Origin of the sequence: Mucilaginibacter frigoritolerans (assembly GCF_007830615.1) — a bacterium.
In the GTDB taxonomy this organism is placed as follows: Bacteria; Bacteroidota; Bacteroidia; order Sphingobacteriales; family Sphingobacteriaceae; genus Mucilaginibacter; species Mucilaginibacter frigoritolerans.
Genome location: NZ_VLLI01000006.1, coordinates 242,122 through 262,736, shown reverse-complemented (window position 1 = coordinate 262,736; position 20,615 = coordinate 242,122). Strand labels below are relative to the sequence as shown.

At 42.0% G+C, this 20,615-nt stretch carries 19 protein-coding genes; 6 read left to right on the top strand and 13 right to left on the bottom strand.

Going from position 1 to position 20,615, the window contains the following annotated elements; all coding sequences use genetic code 11:
* The first annotated feature begins 68 nt into the window (after positions 1-68).
* On the top strand, positions 69-260 hold the full coding sequence (locus JN11_RS11965) for a hypothetical protein (RefSeq protein ID WP_144912835.1): 192 nt from the start codon (positions 69-71) through the stop codon (positions 258-260).
* Between the two features lie 127 nt (positions 261-387).
* Here JN11_RS11965 and JN11_RS11960 read toward each other — a convergent pair whose 3' ends face one another.
* From JN11_RS11960 to JN11_RS11945, 4 genes are all read right to left on the bottom strand, one after another.
* Positions 388-2,136, bottom strand: a complete 1,749-nt coding sequence (locus JN11_RS11960) for an ABC transporter ATP-binding protein (protein WP_144912969.1) — start codon at positions 2,134-2,136, stop codon at positions 388-390.
* A gap of 157 nt (positions 2,137-2,293) precedes the next feature.
* Entirely contained in the window at positions 2,294-3,118 is an 825-nt protein-coding gene (gene truA, locus JN11_RS11955; protein WP_144912834.1) for a tRNA pseudouridine(38-40) synthase TruA, read from the bottom strand.
* 127 nt (positions 3,119-3,245) lie between these two features.
* Positions 3,246-3,527 carry a hypothetical protein gene (locus JN11_RS11950; RefSeq protein WP_144912832.1) on the bottom strand — a complete coding sequence of 94 codons (282 nt, stop codon included), beginning with the start codon at positions 3,525-3,527 and terminating at the stop codon, positions 3,246-3,248.
* A 169-nt stretch (positions 3,528-3,696) separates the two neighbouring features.
* Complete coding sequence (locus tag JN11_RS11945; protein WP_144912831.1) at positions 3,697-4,215, bottom strand: DUF892 family protein; 519 nt, start codon at positions 4,213-4,215, stop codon at positions 3,697-3,699.
* A 118-nt stretch (positions 4,216-4,333) separates the two neighbouring features.
* On the opposite strand from JN11_RS11945, the gene JN11_RS11940 reads away from it, so the two are divergent.
* Positions 4,334-4,801, top strand: a complete 468-nt coding sequence (locus tag JN11_RS11940) for a DUF4293 domain-containing protein (RefSeq protein ID WP_144912829.1) — start codon at positions 4,334-4,336, stop codon at positions 4,799-4,801.
* Positions 4,802-5,040: 239 nt separating this feature from the next.
* Entirely contained in the window at positions 5,041-5,547 is a 507-nt protein-coding gene (locus JN11_RS11935; protein WP_144912827.1) for a YcxB family protein, read from the top strand.
* On the opposite strand, the gene JN11_RS11930 is transcribed toward JN11_RS11935, so the two are convergent.
* Together JN11_RS11930 and JN11_RS11925 are read right to left on the bottom strand one after the other, a co-directional pair.
* Positions 5,531-7,024 carry a DUF6965 family protein gene (locus JN11_RS11930; protein WP_144912825.1) on the bottom strand — a complete coding sequence of 498 codons (1,494 nt, stop codon included), beginning with the start codon at positions 7,022-7,024 and terminating at the stop codon, positions 5,531-5,533. The genes JN11_RS11935 and JN11_RS11930 overlap by 17 nt on opposite strands.
* 291 nt (positions 7,025-7,315) lie before the next feature.
* Positions 7,316-8,422, bottom strand: coding sequence for an AAA family ATPase (locus tag JN11_RS11925; protein ID WP_144912823.1), 1,107 nt, complete (start codon positions 8,420-8,422; stop codon positions 7,316-7,318).
* A 925-nt stretch (positions 8,423-9,347) separates the two neighbouring features.
* Between JN11_RS11925 and JN11_RS11920 the strand changes: the two genes are divergently transcribed.
* Positions 9,348-10,988: an ABC transporter substrate-binding protein gene (locus JN11_RS11920; RefSeq protein WP_144912821.1), complete on the top strand. Its 1,641-nt coding sequence runs from the start codon at positions 9,348-9,350 to the stop codon at positions 10,986-10,988.
* A gap of 146 nt (positions 10,989-11,134) precedes the next feature.
* On the opposite strand, the gene JN11_RS11915 is transcribed toward JN11_RS11920, so the two are convergent.
* Positions 11,135-11,989, bottom strand: coding sequence for an alpha/beta fold hydrolase (locus JN11_RS11915; RefSeq protein ID WP_144912820.1), 855 nt, complete (start codon positions 11,987-11,989; stop codon positions 11,135-11,137).
* A gap of 302 nt (positions 11,990-12,291) precedes the next feature.
* On the opposite strand from JN11_RS11915, the gene JN11_RS11910 reads away from it, so the two are divergent.
* Positions 12,292-14,151: a DEAD/DEAH box helicase gene (locus JN11_RS11910; RefSeq protein ID WP_144912818.1), complete on the top strand. Its 1,860-nt coding sequence runs from the start codon at positions 12,292-12,294 to the stop codon at positions 14,149-14,151.
* 250 nt (positions 14,152-14,401) lie between these two features.
* On the opposite strand, the gene JN11_RS11905 is transcribed toward JN11_RS11910, so the two are convergent.
* The 5 genes from JN11_RS11905 to JN11_RS11885 all read right to left on the bottom strand — a co-directional run bounded on the left by JN11_RS11905 (position 14,402) and on the right by JN11_RS11885 (position 19,155).
* Positions 14,402-14,722, bottom strand: a complete 321-nt coding sequence (locus JN11_RS11905) for a hypothetical protein (RefSeq protein WP_144912816.1) — start codon at positions 14,720-14,722, stop codon at positions 14,402-14,404.
* Positions 14,723-14,801: 79 nt separating this feature from the next.
* Positions 14,802-15,113 (bottom strand): hypothetical protein, encoded by a 312-nt coding sequence (locus JN11_RS11900; RefSeq protein ID WP_144912815.1) that lies wholly within the window; start codon positions 15,111-15,113, stop codon positions 14,802-14,804.
* Positions 15,114-15,135: 22 nt separating this feature from the next.
* Positions 15,136-16,143, bottom strand: a complete 1,008-nt coding sequence (locus JN11_RS11895) for an NAD(P)H-dependent glycerol-3-phosphate dehydrogenase (RefSeq protein WP_144912814.1) — start codon at positions 16,141-16,143, stop codon at positions 15,136-15,138.
* A gap of 106 nt (positions 16,144-16,249) precedes the next feature.
* The gene (locus JN11_RS11890) at positions 16,250-17,581 is read right to left on the bottom strand and encodes an efflux RND transporter periplasmic adaptor subunit (RefSeq protein ID WP_144912812.1); all 1,332 of its coding nucleotides are present in this window, start codon (positions 17,579-17,581) and stop codon (positions 16,250-16,252) included.
* Positions 17,582-17,691: 110 nt separating this feature from the next.
* Positions 17,692-19,155, bottom strand: coding sequence for a TolC family protein (locus JN11_RS11885; RefSeq protein WP_144912811.1), 1,464 nt, complete (start codon positions 19,153-19,155; stop codon positions 17,692-17,694).
* Positions 19,156-19,307: 152 nt separating this feature from the next.
* On the opposite strand from JN11_RS11885, the gene JN11_RS11880 reads away from it, so the two are divergent.
* A complete protein-coding gene (locus tag JN11_RS11880; RefSeq protein WP_144912809.1) occupies positions 19,308-19,931 on the top strand; it encodes a polysaccharide deacetylase family protein in 624 nt (207 codons plus the stop codon).
* Between the two features lie 60 nt (positions 19,932-19,991).
* On the opposite strand, the gene JN11_RS11875 is transcribed toward JN11_RS11880, so the two are convergent.
* Positions 19,992-20,402, bottom strand: coding sequence for a hypothetical protein (locus tag JN11_RS11875; RefSeq protein WP_144912808.1), 411 nt, complete (start codon positions 20,400-20,402; stop codon positions 19,992-19,994).
* Positions 20,403-20,615 lie beyond the last annotated feature (213 nt).

Genomic DNA, 20,615 nt, shown 5'->3' with positions numbered 1-20,615 from the left:
GGAAGGGTAGTCTTTCATTACCTGTAATCAACTCAAACCAAATAAGCCCCGCTTTGTTAATAACCATTATGACAAAGCCAGCAAACTCAAAAGACAGTCCCTCGCCAACTGATACCCCGAGCAAAAAGCCGGTTGATAAGGGCGGTAAAAGTAAAGTGCATAAAACGGATAGAACCTATCATGCCGATCAGCCACATGGCGGCGATATAGCCAGAAAACACGAAAGGGAAGAGCAACCGGTTCATTCGGTTAAAGAGTGAGTCAATAGGATGGTCCAAAGTCTTGAGTCCATAGTCGATGGATGATAAGCAGGCGGACAGGTGAAGCTACCATGGTCTATCGACTATGGTCTATGGACTTTTTACCATTGTCTATGGACTACAAAACCTACTTCACAATACCTGCTGAGTTAAATTGCAGATCGTAGAGCTTGCGGTAATAACCGTTTTCAATCTTGAGCAGTTCCTGGTGAGTGCCCGATTCTTTGATCTCACCATGATCCAATACCAAAATCTTATCCGCATTTTGAATGGTAGATAGCCTGTGAGCTATCACAATGGCTGTACGACCCTGCATAAGCTTGTTAATGGCGTTTTGTATCAAAATCTCTGTCTCAGTATCAACGGATGAAGTGGCTTCATCCAACACCAGGATAGTGGGGTTATAAACCAATGCCCGGATAAAGGAGATCAGCTGTGCCTGCCCTGCCGAAAGGGTTGAACCGCGTTCCATCACATTGTACTCATATCCGCCCGGCAGGCGTTCAATAAACTCATGTGCGCCTACATCTTTGGCTGCGGCGATAACCTGCTCTAAAGTAATATCGGGGTTATTGAGACTGATGTTATTGGCAATGGTATCCGTAAATAAAAATACATCCTGTATAACGGTAGCAATATGCGAGCGGAGATAGTTTACATCGTAATCCCTTATATCAACCCCATCAACCTTAACGCTGCCTTTGGCAATTTCATAAAAGCGGTTCAATATGTTTATGGTTGATGATTTGCCCGCGCCGGTAGCACCTACCAGCGCCAATGTTTTGCCCGGCTGTACATGAAAGCTGATGTCTTTTAATACCCAGTTCTCCTCATTATAAGCAAACCAAACGTGGTTAAATTCAATCTCGCCTGTAAGCTTGGCCGGTCTTAAAGTACCTGCATTTTCGGCAACCTCGTCAGTATCCAGCACGCGGAAAATCCTGTCGGCACCTACCATGCCCATTTGCAGGGTATTGAATTTATCAGCCAGCTGACGTATGGGTCTAAACAGGATGTTGAGGTAAACAATAAACTCCAGTATTACCCCCGGTGTTACACCCGTTGGCGATGCCGAGATAGTTCGCAACTGCTGATCCGTCAGTATACGTTTGCAACCATACCATACCAGCAAGCCGATGCAGCAGGCAAACAAAATCTCCACCACCGGAAAAAAGATAGAGTAATACCAGTTGGAGCGGATATTGGCATCGCGGTATTTTTTGTTTACCACCTTAAACTTGCGCATTTCCTGGTCCTCGCGGGCAAATATCTGGATAATGCTGATGCCGGTAATATGTTCTTGCAAAAAGGTATTGAGCTGTGCTACCTGTGTACGCACTTCCTGAAAGGATGATTTGATAGCCTCTTTAAACACATAGGTTGATGCAAACAGAAAAGGCATGGGGATAAGGGTAATCATGGCCAGTTTCCAGTCGCGTATCGCCATGTAGGCTATTACGGCAATAACCAGCAACATATCGCCCATAATAGAGATCAACCCTTCCGAAAAAATATCAGCAATGGTTTCCAGATCAGATACCGTGCGGGTAATGAGCATGCCGATAGGGGTGTGGTCAAAATATTTTAAGCGGAGACTGGTGATATGATTAAAAATATCGATCCTTAAATCGCGGATTACCGATTGACCGAGCGAGTTGGTTAAATAAGTTTGGTAATACTGTGCAATGGTTTGAATAATAAGCTGACCTATCATCAGTTCAACCATAAAAACCAAACCGCCGTAGTTGTTTTTGAGGATGTAGTTATCCAGCGTTTTTTGCATCAGGATAGGCTGCACCAGGGCTGATACCGCCAAAAAGACGGTTAAAAATGCAGCCAGCACAAAGGTGCCGTTATAAGGCTTCACATACTTCATTACCCGCCCAAGCAGTTTCCAGTCAAGCGCTTTACCTGTAACACCCCCTCCGCCCCCTGAAGGGGGTACTTTTGAATTGCTTTTTTTTGAGTCGTTGTCTTTGTCCACCAAATTCAAAATTAGACTGATATTTTTAAACCCGCTTAAAATTCCCCCTTCAGGGGGTTAGGGGGTATTTCACTTCCGTTAAATACAAGCCGCAAGCCGGTACCGATGTGCCCGCATTACTGCGGTTTTTGCTTTCGATGATGGCACGTACGGCATCCGGTTCAATTTCATGTTTGCCAACCATTATCAGTGTGCCTACTATCGCCCTAACCATATTACGTAAAAAGCGGTCGGCGGATATTTTAAAAACAATACCATCGCCCAAAACCTCCCAACGGGCCTGTTTTATTTTACAAATATTGGTTTTTACCTGCGTATTTGATTTACTAAAACAACCAAAATCGGTGTATTCCATTATAATTGACGCTGCAATGTTCATCAGCTCCATGTCGGGCCTGTCGCGCAGTTCCCAGGAGTAACCATTTTTAAACGGATCTTTATTGAAATGGATATGATACTCATAACTGCGCAAAGTAGCATCGAACCTGGCATGCGCACCGGCAGCGACCGGTATAATATTTTTTATGGCGATATCTTTCGGGAGGATAGAGTTGAGACCCCGGATCTTTGAGTCCATAGTCGATGGTTTATGGTCCATGGTAGCTTCACCTGTCGTTGCTTGCTTCTTATCTATGGTCCATGGTACATGGACTATGGACTCTTCCTCTGCATCAAAATGTGCAAAAAACTCTTTAGCATGTACGCCGGTGTCCGTCCGTCCGCAGCCGGTGGTTTCTATGGGCTGGCGCAGAATAACAGATAGCTTCTCATTTAAAACCTCCTGTACACTGATTGCGTTTTGCTGTATTTGCCAGCCGTGATAATGGGTGCCATCGTACGATAGCTCAATAAAATAGCGTTGTTTTGCACTCACGGCACAAAGGTAATAATTAAGTATTCTGTTAACATTGAATTGGCTATGCAAGAAAAACTTTATTAAATTGCGGTGCGAATTACTTAAACATGCCACCTACCTTTTTCCTTTTTTTAGAAACCCTGTTTTATTTGATATTGTTAGGCTTAACCATCCCGGTTTCATTAATTATGTTTTTAGCAGGAAAAAAGCAACTCGCTAAAAAGGTTATAATCACAACGCTCATTTCTTTTCCATGCTTGTTAACTTCAACTGCTATTCTTCTAGTAATTTTTGCAATACCATTTTTTTTAGTGATTGAAGCAACAAGGTATTGGAACGCATCTGCAACGGTTATCTGCATATTTGTTTCAATGGTGTTTATATTCTTTATTTTGGATGCTTTATCTGCAAGCTGCTTATGGTACATGACAAGCAGGATATTTTATAAAAGGATTGACAAAAGCCCCACTTCAACACTTTGGGAAAGCGACAAACTATTTGTTTGGCTAAAACCTTTGCTGATCAGATTAAGGATTTATAAAAAAGCCATCTGATTATAAACGTTTTGGGCTTTGAATATATCCAGACTGCAATGTTTACGAAATATACTCCTTATAAATCTGTTCGAAAAGTATCCTGTTTTCAACGGCAATATCAAAAGGCTGATCGATAAAGGTATTGCTGTAGCCAATGGCACTGGCCAGGTTTTTAAGCACTTTAAAGTAAGTTATTTCAATACCCTCAATTTGTTGCAGGTAAAAAAGGATAAAAACATCACGCTCCATCTGGGTTTTGCCGCCCTTAATGGCACTGAGGTAAGCCTCGAGCATGGTGGCTTTTATACTGAGGATGCTTGTTTTTGATGGCTTTTCTTCAATAGAAATATAAATCTCATCCATCTGGCTCAACTGACTTTCGGTATCATCAATGCCTTCCTGTATAGCCATTTTTAAAACCTGAAGGGTGGCAATTTCCCTTACCTCTGCAAAAAAACTAAGCAGGTTAATTTTGCCATGATAAATGTAATTCAGATGCTCTAAAAAGGTTCTTTTTAGCAGCTTGTCGTCAAGTTGTACGTCTTTAGGTTGCATAGAACTATCCGTGGTTTCACTCATTTCTGTTTCAGTTAAAATAGCATTTAAAGCTACGATATTAAATTCCAAAATTTATAATACCAAGCGCAAATCAATCAAACTAAAACAATTATATCTTTGTTGTGATAAATTTAAAATTATGTTACAAAGAATACAAAGCATTTACCTTTTGTTTGGCAGTTTAGCATTTTACGCATTGTTCCTTTTTCCATTGGTGCACAATGTTTATGTTGATAGCAAGCCGCTTACCATCAGTATTGTAGGCGTTTACCAGGATGTTAACGGACAACAGGCACTTACGCAATCATTTACGCTTTTAACCATAGGTGCGGCTATAGTGGGCCTTATACCGCTTATTATTATATTTATGTACAAAAACCGCAAGCAGCAGATCCTTTTTGGTTACATAGCCGCAGTAATAATCATAGCCTTTAGTTTCTGGATGTCGCAAACGGTAAAAGGTGTTATGGGCAGCACCCAGATTGATACGCATAGCATGGGCATAGGTATTTTCCTATCAACCATAAGTCTGGCATTTATATTTTTGGCAATAAGGGCCATACAAAGAGATCAGAAGCTGGTTAAATCGGCCGATAGGTTGAGGTAGATTTTGTTTAAAAGGGTTTTCATTTCAGGAGTGAACGAAACGGTTAAAGGGCTCTCATGTCCCTTGTCATTCTGAACAGAGTGAAGAATCTTCTTCATCTTGCATAGCGAACAATGCAGAACGTTGATGCTCGGCGCAGAAGATCCTTCACTCTGTTCAGGATGACAAATCTGACTGGTGGATACTTTTCCTTGTCCTGTCATTACATTTTTTTACTTTAGCCGAAACAAACCTTCACAATGAACGAATTTTCTATAACCTATAAAATCAGCCTGAAAGAATACATACAGCTCAACTTTGCAATGCTTTATAAAGGGCTATACAATAAAGCAATAGCGATTATTACTGTGCTTTACTTATGTTTTTCAGGCATCTCCTTATTGCTTCATATCGGGCAGCATTATAATGATAATTTGTATTCAGCTGGAAATCTTATTTGCATTGTAGCAGCAGTTACACCAATACTTTCCCTTATTATGGCATACATTGGTTATTCCAGCAACAAAACATTACAGGAAGAAATCACCACCACTTTCAGGGAACAGGATATAACTCAAAGTGCTGAAACATTTACAGCAACCTTTAAATGGGATAAAATTTATAAGGTGATCATTTTGGGAAATTGGTTATTGATATACAAAAGTAAAATTATAGCAAACTTCGTTAAGTTTAAAACAGAAGATAAACCCAACATTGAAGCGCTAAAAGGCTTTGTAGAAACCATTGACATTAGGCATAAATGGTAATCACCCCCCTCACTTCCCTCAACCTTTCTAAATAAGGCAAAAAGGTAGGTTTGCCGTTATTGCAGCGTACGTTTTCAAGGTGGGCATTTACAAAGCACTTTACATCTGTTATAAGGCCACCACTTTTAAGGCGGATAGGTGCATCGGGCAATGCAATTCTATCAAAATAAGTTTGCAGTTCATCAATCTCAGCATCCCATTTGATGGGTTTTAGGGCGGGTTTATAATCATACCTTATACTTGCTTCATCAGTATTAAAACTATCGGCAAATAGCTTTATAATGGCTTTGGGCTTGTTAAGCGATAGTGCAATATCCTCTGTTTGCGGTGCTTCGTTTACTGGTTCAGTTTTTAAATTATCTGCTTTAAAAGCATCACAACTAAATTGCAGCAGGTAATCGGCTACGTCTAGCCCGGCGGTTCTTTCGGCTTCTGTTGCGCCGTCTTCCAGTAATGCCGATACTTTAAAATTCAGCTTCAGTTCCTTTGCCTTCAGTTGCCATTTGTTAAAGGCATTCAAATCAGGAAACAGGGTAACATTGCGCCCTTTCAGTACAGCACACTTTTCGGCACTCAGGTTGCTTAAGCTCCCCGCTGCCAGCCATACAAAATGCGGCAAATAAACACTGGCTATAATGGCCGATTTCTCACTCTCCACAATAGCCACCGGCTTGCCAGGCTCTTCCTTAAGCAGATGTTCGCCGAAGAGGCATTGTTTTAGTTGGAAGGAGTTCATGGTTAATGGTGGGGAGTTCATAGTCGACGGTCCATAGTCCATGGAAGGAGGGTTTGAGGAGTCCATAGTCGATGGTGAACGGTCCATAGTCGATGGTCCATAGTCCATGGCAGGAATGTTTCTGGCTATCGACCATGGACCATCGACTATGGACTTTCTACTATGGTCTATGGACTTCCTACTTACCACATGCGCCCAGGTAATATGATTAAAGGGCTTTTTTACCCGCTTGCCATCGGTACTGTACAACATTATTTTACCCGTGCGGATGCTGCCTGCACCATCAACCTGCCAAAATACCGTGGCACCGGGCCAGTGTTTTGATGTGCCGATAAGGTAGCGGGTTATAAGGTCGGCGGTAACATCATCGCCAAATAAAGTGACGAGCCAGTTGGTAAAATTGTTTTTTTCGTAGTGTGATAAGCTTTGGGTGAAGGTGGAGGAGTTCATGGTTGATGGTTCATAGTTCATGGCAGAAGACCCTTGGGCAGGTGACTTTCTGGCTATCAACCATGAACTATGATCTATGAACTTTTTACTGTGATCTATCGACTTAAAAAAAGCTCCCGGTTTAAAATGAAATGCGCATTTGCTTTCCCTGCTGCAACGGCCCACATGCGGGGCAAGGTGAAGTCCGGTTTCGGTGTCAATGTATCTGCTAAAGGTGCGTTTATGGTTGCACTCCGGGCAGCGATAGCGGCTGGCGGGAGTGCTGTATGGTTCGAGGATGTATCGGTGCATGGTGATTGTATAGGGGTGGGATGTGGGATGAGTCACTTACAGAGGGGAGACTCACCCGGTCATTGCTTCGCTCGACCACCCTCTATGGCAGGCCATAAAGAGGGTTTAGTAAACGTGTCTTTTTCTTTTTTCTTCTTTTCCCTTCTTTACGATTTATCGTAGAGAGGGTGGTCCAGCGTAGCGTCGACCGGGTGAGTCTACTCTGCGAGCGGTAACTCTCCACTACGTCATTGACGCACGGGGTTAGTTAGAAACATTAGAAACAAATAGAAACACTTGTTTCTAATGTTTCTAATTGTTTCCATCCTCTAACCTCTTAATAATGCGGTTTACTTTAGTTTGAAAGCTTTTAAATTTACTTTCATCGGTACAAAGCTTTTTGGCAATGGCGTAGCCGGTAATGCCGGGCTCAGTGGCAAGCAGTTGTTCAACGTTGTTTTCCAGTTCGGTTTTATCCTGGGTTGATTTTGCTTTGAGGTGATAGCCCTCGGTACCGTAGCCGGTAAACTCGAACAACACAAAGTTATCGGGCTGATGTACCCTGCACTCAATCACATTACCGCTATCGTATTGTACTTCGCTGCTGCGGGATTTTATTTGTTTCAGGTAGCGGGTTTTGCTGTCAACCACGCTCTCGCCAATGGTAAAGATACTATCGGTAAGGTTTGATAAATGCTTACTGCCTTGCAAGTGGTTACGGGTAATGGGTTGCGACAAATCGCGCTTGGGCGTATGGGCAAGTATCAGTAATGATAGTTTGTATTTCTTTTTTAGGTCGATGAGCCTTTTCATCAGTGGCAGGGCATCTTTAGCCTTTTCGGTTTCGGTTTTAAGGTAGGTAATGTTATCAATTATAATAATCCTGATGCCTGTTTCAATAATATCCTGTTCAAGCTCATGGCTCAGGTAATCTTCAAAACTGGTAAAGCCCTGCTCTTCGTAGTCGGTATTATCAGGATCAATTTCGGCACGTATCAGGTTACTGTTAAAGTGATAATGGTTTTGATAGTTTACCGAGTAACGGCCCTCAAACTGCTTATCAGTAAGCTCAAAATCGAAGTATAAAACAGGCTGTGATTCGGCTTCCAGCTTAAAGCCGGGTACAGGCTTACCCAGGCTAATGCTGTTGGCAATTTGTACAGCAAGGAGCGATTTACCTACCCCGTTTTCGGCAAACAGGATGCAGAGTTCGCTCTCGAACCAAAACTCATCAAACAGCATTTTGGGTATAGGGCGTTGTTTAGCCTCGTCGATCCACTTATTGGCTGTTTGCTTTTTAAACAGCGTTCGGGTACGGGCAGGGCCCGGCTGATTGATCATTTCATTAATGTGCTGAAGGGTTTGTGCAGGCGTAATGTGGCCAATACCGCGCTGCTGAAGGTTGAACTGAGGTTTCATTTTGTTTGATGGGAGGGTTATTAGATTTGCAGATAATTATGCCAGTTGGCATAGTTTATTATGTTTTTTTAGTTTGATGCCTGTACAGTGATAGTACTGGATTAATAATAATATATTGATAATGTACTTTTGAAAGGCTATAACGGCAGAACACCGTTGACCTGTAAATGAATTACAATTATAAAGATAATTTTTGTAAAAACAAAGAAGTAATAAAGAATAATTAATACGCTTTTCTACCTGTTGTCATCCTGATCCGCCAACTGGCGGAGAAGGATCTTCTGCGGATGACAGGTCTGCTGTATACTTATCGCGCGAAGAAGATGTTTCTCCGCCATACTGGGCGGATCAACATGACAAAGAGAAGAATTCAATTACCAACATTTAGAAACATTAGAAACACGTGTTTCTAAATGTTTCTAGTGTTTCTAATTAAAACCATTCATTTCTACACATCGTCCTTGCGAGGTACGAAGCAATCTCTATGCTATACAGATAAAAGGAGCACAGAGCTTGTTGATTAAGTTCTGAAAGCGTACTACGTTCCATTGATCATCCACCGTAGAGATTGCTTTGTACCTCGCAATGACGCGAAGTTTATGTAGCAAGGCAGATATACCAACACTAGCAACAGGTGTTGTTAGTATTGTTAAATCGAACATTCCCGGCGTAAAGAAGGTTCAGGAAGGGTTTTTTATTCCCTCTTTACGACTTGTCGTAGAGAGGGAGAACGAGCGTAGCAACGTTCGGGTGAGTCCCTTCTGCGAGCGATATGCGGCCGCATTTAACATTCTTAAAACTTGCTTTCCCGGTGTCATTGCAATCACTCAACTGCCATGGACTATGGACCATCGACTATGGACTGCTCTCAATAATGACACTCCCATTATTCGCAGTTTTGGCAATAATCAATATCTTTAGCCTGATGAACAAGGCTGTACGATTTATTTTTATCGCGATATTTTTCTTTCTGGCCCTGTCATCCTGCATCGGCCCTTCATCTGCCTCCAAAAAAACAGTATTTAATATCAATTTAGATGAGGGACTGAGCTCCCTCGATCCGGCTTTTGCGCGTAACCAAAACTCCCTGTGGATGATTAACCAGCTCTTTAACGGACTGGTACAGATTGACGACAGCCTGAAAACCCAACCCTGCATTGCCAAAAGCTGGGACATATCACCCGATGGCACTGCCTACACCTTCCATTTGCGTAAGGATGTTTTTTTTCAGGATGCTAAACAGTTTAAGGGTGGCAAGGGCCGTAAAGTGGTTGCTGCCGATTTTGTGTACAGCTTCAGCCGCCTCATCGACCCAAAAACAGCTTCTTCAGGCTCGTGGATCTTTAGCGATAAGGTGAAAGACAAGAGCGCCTTCATCGCCGTAAATGACAGCACCTTCCGCATCCAGCTAAAACAACCTTTTCCGCCGCTGTTGAGTTTACTTACGGCACAATATTGCTCTGTAGTGCCGCATGAGGTGGTTGACTATTGCGGTAAGGATTTCCGCGCACATCCCATTGGTACTGGCCCGTTTATATTCCATTACTGGAAAGAGGGCGAAGTGCTGGTACTGCTGAAGAACGAACATTACTTTGAGAAAGACAAGGACGGCAGCGCATTGCCCCATCTGGATGCTGTAAGGGCCACCTTTTTGAGCGATAAACAAACCGCCTTTATGGAGTTTTTGAGCAAAAAGCTCGATTTTTTGAATGATATTGATGGCAGCTACCGCGATGATATCCTCACCAAATCGGGCGTGGTAACGCAGAAGTATAAGGGGAAGTTTGTGATTAACAGCGGTCCGTTTTTAAATACCATTTATTTGGGGATGCTGGTAGATAGCAGCCTGGCTATCGTAAAAAACTCACCCTTAAAAAAGCTCAAGGTAAGGCAGGCCATCAATTATGCTATCGACCGCAAAAACATGATCAAATACCTGCGCAACAGCATGGGCACAGCAGGCTCATCGGGCTTTATACCTATGGGGATGCCGGGTTTTGATGCCAAACAGGTGCAAGGCTACACCTACAACCCCGATAAGGCCCGCCAGCTACTTAAAGAAGCAGGCTACTCCGATGGTAAGCCCATGCCCGAAATTACGCTGCATACAACGGTTAGCTACCGCAGTTTAATTGAATATGTACAGGGGCAGCTTGATAGGGTGGGCATAAAAACCAATGTGGAGATTACCCAGGGTGCCAGTCTGCGGGAGTTGGTATCCAAAAACGGGGTCAACTTTTTTTACGGCTCCTGGATAGCCGATTACCCGGATGCAGAAAACTACCTGTCGGTTTTTTACTCCAAAAACAAAATACCCTGGGGGCCAAACTATACCGGTTTTAACAATAAACAGTTCGACGGTTTGTTTGAACAAGCTTACCATGAACCTAACGATCAAAAGCGTTACACCTTATACCGCCAAATGGATAACCTGGTGATGCAGCAATCGCCGGTGGTGATTTTGTACTACGATAAACGGGTAAACCTTTATCAGAACAACATTAGCCATTACAGCGTTAACGCGCAGAACCTGCTTACCCTGAAGAGGGTGGTGAAGAAGCCGTAGTGAATATCAGCCCCCTCTAAATCTCCCCCGGAAGGGGAGAATTAGCTTCGCCTGTGCTTATTTTTTTAAGTCCTTCCGCCTAATAGCGGAGAGGATTATTCATATTTTTAAAGTCCTCCCTACCGGGGAGGATTTAGGTGGGGCTTCTACCTAAACTTCCCATAGCCATCAATTTTGCGGAAAGGGCTGGTGAAGAAGTCGGCTACAATGGCATTAAACTGATCCTTTTTAAACACCGGTGTAGAGTGCCCCGAGTTAGGGATGATCCACAAATAGGAGTTAGGGATTGATTGTGCAATGAGCATGGTATGCACCGGCAAAATCACATCATGGTCGCCGCCTATAACCAGGGTAGGGCAGGTAATAGTATGCAGCTGTTCAACGGTAATATGCTGCTCGTACGAGAGCAGGTGGAGCAGTTTAAGCTCGTTTTTAGTTTTGGGGGTTACGGCCTCTTTCTTTACCTTCTCGTTTTCGTTCATGGCCCATTTATAAACAAAAGGATCTACCGCGGTACTATCGGGCCAAAGGTTGGCACCTGTTACAGCCAGCTTCTTCACCTTATCCGGGTGACGGATAGCCAGCAGCAAACCGTTAATACCACCATCGCTCCAACCTATTACGTAGCATTGTTTCAGGTTCAGCTTGTCGAGCAGGGCATTCAGATCGTCGGTCATCATCTCGTAGCTTAGGGAATCTGTAGGGTCGACAGATTTTCCCTGGGCACGGCTATCAGCAATAATTACCTTGTAGCTTTTAGCGAAGAAAGGGATCTGGTATAAAAAGTTATTGATAGAGCCGCCATTACCATGAATAATCAACAAGGGCTCGCCCCTGCCGTAGGTTTCGTAATACATCTTAAAGCCGCGTATATCGGCATATTGGCCAACGGCAGCATTACGGCCATATTGGGTAGTGTCAAAGGGCGATTTACCATTCTGGGCAAAGCTTAATTTGGCCGAAGCAATAATGAGTAAAAGGAGCAGTGATTTTAATTTCATGGTGGGAAGCTAAAAGATGTTAAATCAAATTTAATAATAAAACCATCAATCTTTATAAACAGCCCTATGTATATTTTAATAACCATATCGGGCCTAATTACTAATATTTTAACCTACCTGGCGGTGTATTTTGCAAATAACTGATAATGAATAAGTAATATTTAACCTGACTGCTATTTTAATAATAGTTTACTGTTTTAAAACTATAAAGTTAAATATTACATTACCTATTGGATATAATAAATAATATCCTTACCTTTGCGGCCGATTTGGCGATGTTGCCAAGTTCGTTATTTTAATTCATGAACCCATTTATTGAACTGGGAATCCGTCATGATATTGTTAATGCCATCTCTGAGTTAGGATTTGAAAATCCTACGCCAATCCAGGAACAGTCAATTCCGGTATTGTTAACAGGCAGCAACGATTTTGTCGGATTAGCCCAAACCGGCACGGGAAAAACTGCTGCCTTCGGACTACCGCTACTCGAATTGCTGAACTTCGAAGAAAATTACCCGCAAGCTCTTGTATTGTGCCCAACCCGTGAACTTTGTTTACAGATCACGAACGACATTAAAAACTACTCCAAAAAAATGGACAACGTTCACGTTGTTGCCGTTTATGGCGGAGCAAGCATTTCTGACCAATTGCGTCAGATTAAACGCGGTGTGCAAATTGTTGTTGCTACACCGGGCCGTATGCTTGATATTATTAACCGTAAAGCGATTGACTTTACCAAGGTTAAGTTTGTTGTTTTGGATGAGGCCGATGAAATGCTTAATATGGGCTTCCAGGAAGACATTGACAGTATTTTATCTACTACTCCCGACGAGAAAAAAACCTGGCTGTTTTCAGCCACCATGCCAACTGAAGTTCGCCGTATAGCGAAGAAGTACATGAATGAGCCGTTTGAGCTTACCATGGGCGCAAAAAACACTGGTAATGTTAACATTGAGCACGAGTATTACATCGTTCGTGCCCGTGATAAATATGCCGCATTTAAACGTATTGTTGATTTTAACCCTGACATTTTCGGTATCGTATTTTGCCGTACTAAAATTGAAACTCAGGAAATTGCCGAATCACTGATAAAAGATGGCTACAATGCCGATTCTTTACACGGCGATTTATCACAACAACAACGTGATAAGGTTATGAAACGCTACCGCGACCGCAGCCTGCAATTATTAATTGCTACCGACGTTGCTGCACGTGGTATTGACGTTAACGACGTAACACACGTTATTAACTACTCACTGCCTGATGAAGTTGAAAACTACACCCACCGTAGCGGCCGTACAGCCCGTGCAGGTAAAACAGGTGTATCAATAGCTATTGTTAACGCAAAAGAATTAGGCAAAATACGCCAGATTGAACGCGTTATAGGCAAAAAGTTTGTTAAAGCTGAAATTCCAACCGGATTTGATGTTTGCGAAAAACAATTGTTCAGCATTGTACATAAAGTAAACAACGTAACCGTAAACGAAGAGCAGATTGAACAATACCTGCCACGTATACTGGAAGAGTTTAAAGAGATGAGCAAAGAAGATTTTATAAAACGCTTTGTATCTATTGAGTTTAACATCTTCCTTGATTACTACAAAAATGCACCTGATCTGAATGCTCCGCAGGAAGAAGGTCGCCGTTTTGAAAGAAACGATGAGCGTGGTGGCGAACGTCGTGAAGGTGGCAGTGGTAAATCAGAATACACCCGTTTGTTTATCAACTTAGGTTCTGTTGATGAGTTTAACCGCGGCGATTTGCTGGGTTACATCTGCAACCAAAGCAAAATAAGCGGCCGCACTGTTGGTAAAATTGATGTTAAGGGTGTTTACTCTTTCTTTGAAGTACCAAATGCTGATGTTGAAAAGGTAATGTCTGGCTTTACCGGTGCCGAGTTTAAGGGCCGTCCGGTAAGGATAGAAGTATCTGGCGAAGGCAGCAGCGAACGTCGTGAAGGCGGAGGTGGTGGTTATCAACGCCGTGAAGGTGGTGGTGGCTATAACCGCGAACGCAGCGGCAGTGGCGACAGACGCAGTGGTGGCGAACGCCGTGAAGGTGGAGGTGGCTACCCACGCCGTGAAGGCAGTGGTGGTGGCGGTTTCCGCGATTTCTCTGGCAAAAGCCGTGAGGACCGTGGCGAACGCAAAAGAAGATTTTAAGTTTAGTTTAGTTTAATTCATAGTCCGCTCCCCGGCGGACAAAGTTTAGTTTAGTTTAGTTTACAAAGCCTCCATCTGCAAAGATCGGGGGCTTTTGTATTTTAGGGGGATGCATTACGGAGGGAAAGTGTTTCAAAACGGTTTCATTACTGTTCGCTCCTGAAACGAACGCAACACTATAGATATTTATTTAGATAATTCTGAGCCAAAGCAAAGGATAATGCCCAATGACTTAATGATCAACTCCAATTCACCTGTTATACTCAACGGCTACCGAATCGGGGCCCATGAGCTGGAGGCTATGATCGTCAATTTTTTGTATTACAAAGCTGGTATAGGGCTGGTTGCCCTCAAATGAGGTAAAAATGGTATCGTCTTTAATAAAGTAATCTTCGTCAAGGGCCTCACCATCGTCCATGGTAAAGTTTTTATCGGTAATCTGGAGTTTTACCGAGCCGTCTTTTGATTTCCAGCTCCCTTTCAGCTTGCTTTTAACCGGGTTTGAACACGCTGCCGTTACTAATACCGAGGCACAAGCTAAATGGATAACAATTAAAGCAACCTTTTTCATAAGTAGTTCCAGACTGTGGTCATTAGTCCGGAGCTAAATGATATCAATTAACTCCGGATCACAGACTTAAGACTATAAATTACTTCGTTGGTTTATTCCGAAGTTCAGATTTTTTTAAATAAACCCTTTTCCCTTTATGATCTACATAAAAATAATGCGAATGTTTATTAATGTAGATGGTTTGTCCATCAGGACCCGTTTTACCTTTATATCTTTTATCGGTAATTGCCGCGTCACCGCTTGCTGCGGTATGTGCAGTAGCATGGCCTACTTTTGTGGCCGTTTTACTTATTTTATGGCCCAGGGTGGAGTCTTTATGGGTTTGAGCCTGGCTTTGCGCAAAACAGAACATTCCGACTGCAAACAGTGCAACCTTAAATAAATTTTTCATAATGTTAGTTGTTTTTTAACAACTAGCTCAATTCTTCGGCCAAATGTTTCATTTCCAGCGCCGGCGACTGTTTCTGGTATAAAATAGCGTAAACAGCAGTGCAAATAGGCATGTGCACTTTGTACTGTTTATTTACCTGGTGTAGGCAATTTACTGCATAATAGCCTTCTGCAATCATGTTCATTTCCAGTTGGGCCGATTTTACCGTATAGCCCTTGCCTATCATATTGCCAAAAGTACGGTTACGGCTAAACTGCGAATAAGCAGTCACCAGTAAATCGCCCAGGTAAGCTGATTCTTTTATATCGCGATTGATGGGGTGTACAGCGGCCACAAAGCGTTCCAGCTCGCGGATAGCATTTGATATCAGCACCGCCTGAAAGTTATCGCCATAGCCCACGCCGTGGCAAATACCACTGGCTATAGCGTAAATATTTTTAAGTACGGCGCCGTATTCGGTACCGTAAATATCGTCGGATATAATGGTTTTGATGTAGCGGTTGTTAAACATGCCGGCAAACTCGGCAGCAAGGGCTGTATCGCGCGAGGCTATGGTAAGGTAAGATAGTTTCTCCAGCGCTACTTCCTCTGCATGGCAGGGTCCGCTGATCACCAAAAAATGACTAAAGGGTACGTTATAATGCTGATTTAAAAACTCGCCGATGATTTGATTTTCATCAGGCACGATACCTTTTATGGCCGATACTATCTTTTTGCCCGCTAAATCAGCAGGGGTAATACCGGTAAACGCCTCTTTTAAAAAGGCTGCCGGAACGTTAAGCAGCAAATAATCAGCCTGCTCAATAATGGCTTTTAAATTGGTTGATACATTTTTTGCAGGCACCCCAATTTCAACAGAACTAAGGTAATTAGGGTTATGCCTGAATTTATGGATATGCTCCACAGCGCCAGCATTGCGCATCCACCAAAAAATTTCTTTATCGGTAGTATTATCGGTAAGTATTTTAACATTGGCCGTAGCCCAACTGCCACCGCCAATAACGGCGATTTTGTGTTTTGGTGTATGCATTAACAATAAAAAATGTCCCGCCAGGTTTATTTGGCAGGACAAAGTTATTATTTATTTGTGACAGTCCATGGTCTATGGTCCATGGTCCATAGACTATTTTTCCTTGTTACTTCCCATCACCAGCAAATAGCTTGCTTTTATCTACTTTTTGAACCACCATACCATCATTAAGTACTTTGGTTATGGCAGCAAACGGAGCAGATACTACTTCGTCGCCAGCTTTAAGGCCCGATAGTATCTGTATGTTGGTGTCATCCTGTATACCGGTAGTTACCAATACCTGTTTTACTTTGCCTGCGTTGTAAACAAACACATATTCTTTTACAGGTGCAGCTATAGTTGGTTTGTTACTGCTGGTATCTGCATTAGGGTTGGCCGATTTCTTTTTCTCAACACGGGTAGTTACCGATTGTATTGGTACCGATAATGATTTGGCATGATTAGTATTGATCTCTACAGTAGCCGTTAATCCCGGACGGAATGGTGAAGGGTTATCAGCTGTTTTTTTCAGCAGATTAATGTATGATGCCGGGCTAATCCTTACCTTAACTGTAAAGTTGGTAACCTGATCGGCATTGGTACCTACCACATTGGCCGAGCCGCCTATTTCAGTAACCACGCCATTAAAATGTTTGCCTAAAAAGGCATCCACTTCAATTTTTGACGAGTCGCCCAGTTGTATGCGGTTAATATCATTTTCATTTACATCAACGTTAACATCCAGCTGGCTAAGGTCTGATATGGTCATAATTTCGGTACCTGCAAACTGCTGGGTTCCTAAAACACGCTCACCTTTTTGGATAGATAATTTAGATACCACTCCATCAACCGGTGAGTAAATGGTAGTTTTAACCAGGTTATCAGCCGCTTCTTTTACCGAAGCCTGTGATTGTGCCAGTCCGTAAGTTGAGCCGATAACATTTTGTTTGGCGGCTTCTAAGGCAGCCTCATCGCCATCATAAGTGGCTTTGGCAGCCTCAAACTCAGCAGTGGTAATTACTTTATTAGCATACAGGGCCTTATCTCTTTTGTAGATAGATGCCTGGTTATCAAAAGTAGCCTGTGCTTGTTTCAACAACTGTGAAGAGTTGCCAATACTGGCCTTTTGGGTATTGTATTGTGCCTGTGCACGGTCAAGTTCTGATTGCAGAATATCGGGGCGTATTCTACAAATCAACTGCCCTTTTTTAACTACATCACCTTCTTTTATAGGTAATTCAACCACCTCGCCCGATACCTCGGGGCTAATTTTTACTTCAACATGCGGTTTTATTTTTCCGCTGGCCGATACTGTTTCGCTAATATCACGTATAGCAGTTTTCTCGGTGGCCACCTGTGTTAATTGCGGCTTGCCAATTACGCCGCTTACCTTTAATATTATCAGTAGTACAATTAGCGCCCCTAACGAGATAAGAACATATTTAGTAGTTTTTCCCATGATTCTTTTTTATTTCGGATTTCGGAATTTCGATTTCGGATTTATTTATTTTTTTTATTTCTTATTAGCCTCTTTAAAGCCCTCCCTACCGGGGAGGGTTTGGGTGGGGCCTATAACACTATCTGGTTACCTAAATAATAGTCAATTACTTTGCTTCTGAAAATCATCTGGTATTGCGCTTCAATCATATCGTTTTGCGATTTATTATAGTTAGTAAGCGCGGTATTATAATCGAGCGTATTTACCAGCCCGGCATCATACCGTTGTTTGGTAATGTTTAAAGCTTCTTTATTAGAATTATACGTTTGTACAGATGAATGGTAGCTTTTCTCGGCCGATTGCAGATCGAGCACTGCCTGGATAATGGTTTTGCTCAGCGTATTTTTTGCCAGTTCGGTAGTAAGCTGGGCATTTTGATAATTTAACTTTGCCTTGCGTACCGATGTGCGCGCAGAATAATGATTAAAAATTGGAATCTGTAAACTAAGACCGAACGATTGGTTAAAGTTGTCGCCAAATTGACTTAAGAAAGGGTAGTTTGGCGAATAAATAGGATTTTGCACCGGGGCAACAGTTTGAACTATATCACCTGTACCCTTTACTACCCCAATTGTTTGGAGTGCCGGAGCCGTTTCTCCTATAATTCTGGTACCATAAGCATTAACCACACTTGAATAGCTTGATTGCAGGTTACCAAAAAATGATAAGACAGGAAAATAGTTTCCCCGGGCTATTTTAACGGCTTGTGCATAGGTTTGCTGTTGTAATTCTGCAAGTTTAATATCCGGGTTTACAGTAAAGGCAGTTTTGATTACCTCATTAGCATCATAAATGGTTTTAACATCAGTTAGTTTACTAATATCAGGCTTCACAACGGTAATGGGCGTTGCAGGATTCATTTCCATGTACTGTTTTAATATCAACACAGCCAAATCAACCTGATTTTGGGCGTTAGTTAAATTCAGTTCGGCGGTTGATAGTTGTGCCTCTGCCTGTGCAACATCTGCCCGGGTTTGGTTGCCGGCGTCAAAGTTTTTTTGGGTACGGTCTAATGTAATTTTAGCCAGGTCAATTTGTTGTTTGGCAGCAATAACCAGATCCTGATCTGTTAATATGGTCAAATAATCGGTAACCACATTTAAAAGCAAATCGTTTTTAACCTTGGCTGTGCTGGTTTTGTCAACATCCAGCGCAAGCCGGTTTTGCAATATCTGGTTACGAAGCTGGCCCCCCTGGTAAAGAATTACCTGTAACGTTGCCGTACTGGTTACTGAAAAATTGCTTTGGTTAGCGTACACATATTGTCCCGCAACAGGGGTACGGCCAAAGTTGTAGCCTGCACTTGGATTGGCGCTTAAACTTGGCAACTGGTTATATTTTGCCTGTTTATAATCTTCATCGGCAAGTGCCTCTGTAAGCTGCGCCTGCTTAATGGTAAGGTTATTTTGCAGGGTAAGGTCAATTGCTTTTTGCAGGCTTATTTCTTGCTGGGCCTTTGCTGTAAATGAGAGCAGGGCCAAACATAGCATACTTAAAGCGCTTACCCGTGTAATTATTGTAGTGTTTTTTGTCATAAGGTTATATTTGCCTGGATCGTTTACTTTATCGCCAATCAAAAAAATATGATCCTGATTAATATTTTAAATATCTGTAATTTTAATTGGTTGATATAGGTTTTAATTTGTACCATTAACCATCAACCCACAAAATTATCTGCAACTAATACATGTACCTGGTTAAAACTCCGCGCTTGCTTAAACGTTTATATCCTGATTTAATGTGGGATACGCACGATAATTCCCGAAGCCTTTATCTCACTTTTGACGACGGCCCTATACCTATTGTTACACCTTTTGTTTTAAATATTTTAAAAGAATTTAATGCTAAGGCCACATTCTTTTGTATCGGCGATAATGTACGCAAACATCCTGATGTTTTTGAGCAGGTAAAAGCAGCAGGGCATGCCATAGGTAACCATACCTTTAATCACCTTAAAGGATGGAAAACAGATGATGAAATTTATGTAGATAATTTTTTGCAGGCCGATAAATTACTGCATACAAACTTGTTCCGTCCACCTTACGGGCGCATTAAACGTACGCAGGCTAAACTATTACAACAGGCGAAGCCCGATATTAAAGTGATTATGTGGAACATCCTTTCAGCCGATTTTGATATCAGCCTGAAACCTGAAAAATGCCTGAGTAATGTACTTAAAAATGCAGGTAAGGGTGATATTGTGCTTTTTCACGATAGCCTGAAAGCTTTTCCGCGGATGGAATATGCCCTGCCAAAGGCACTGGAGCACTGGAGTAAAGAAGGATATGAATTTAAAGCACTAAACTTTTAAACAAAAAACTACCCACGCAGCCCTGCCACATGAGTAGTATTGCATTAAAATTGAGGTTGATTAATATTGTAATACGGATGCCAACGGATATGACAGCACGTCGATACGTTTATTGATATGTTGTATCTGGCGGTTAAAATCAGTCGGCGATATACTTTGATCAAGGATCATTTCTTCCAGCTCATGAATATTAGCGCTGATTTCTTCTTTCAAAACATTGATCTCGAATGGACTAAAGAAAATTTTATTTTGCAGCTTATAATAGCTGATGGTAGTTAGTTTAATGTGCAGTTCCATTTTTGCCTGTTTAACACCTTTTAAAAAGTATTTGTACTCGTACAGGTTTTTTAGCTCATTGCTGGTACGCAATTTTCCGATAGCCCGTTTTTGACGTTTTTCTTTTCCGGTAACCACTAAAAAAGAAGCACTCGTTATTACCATAACGATTGCAAAGAATAATAGGATGCTCATAGTTTAACCTTTCGTTTTAGTTTAATCGGTGGTGGGGTAGTTTATTAATTAATTATTAATATTAAACGGAAGGCTTACAATTAAGGTTACATAAAACAGTATTTACATTCCTAAGTTTGTTTAACATTTTCATAATACACAGAAATGTTAATATTAAATCTTAATTATTACCTAAACACCAGCCGCTAACAAGTAATCACTATTTAGAACCTC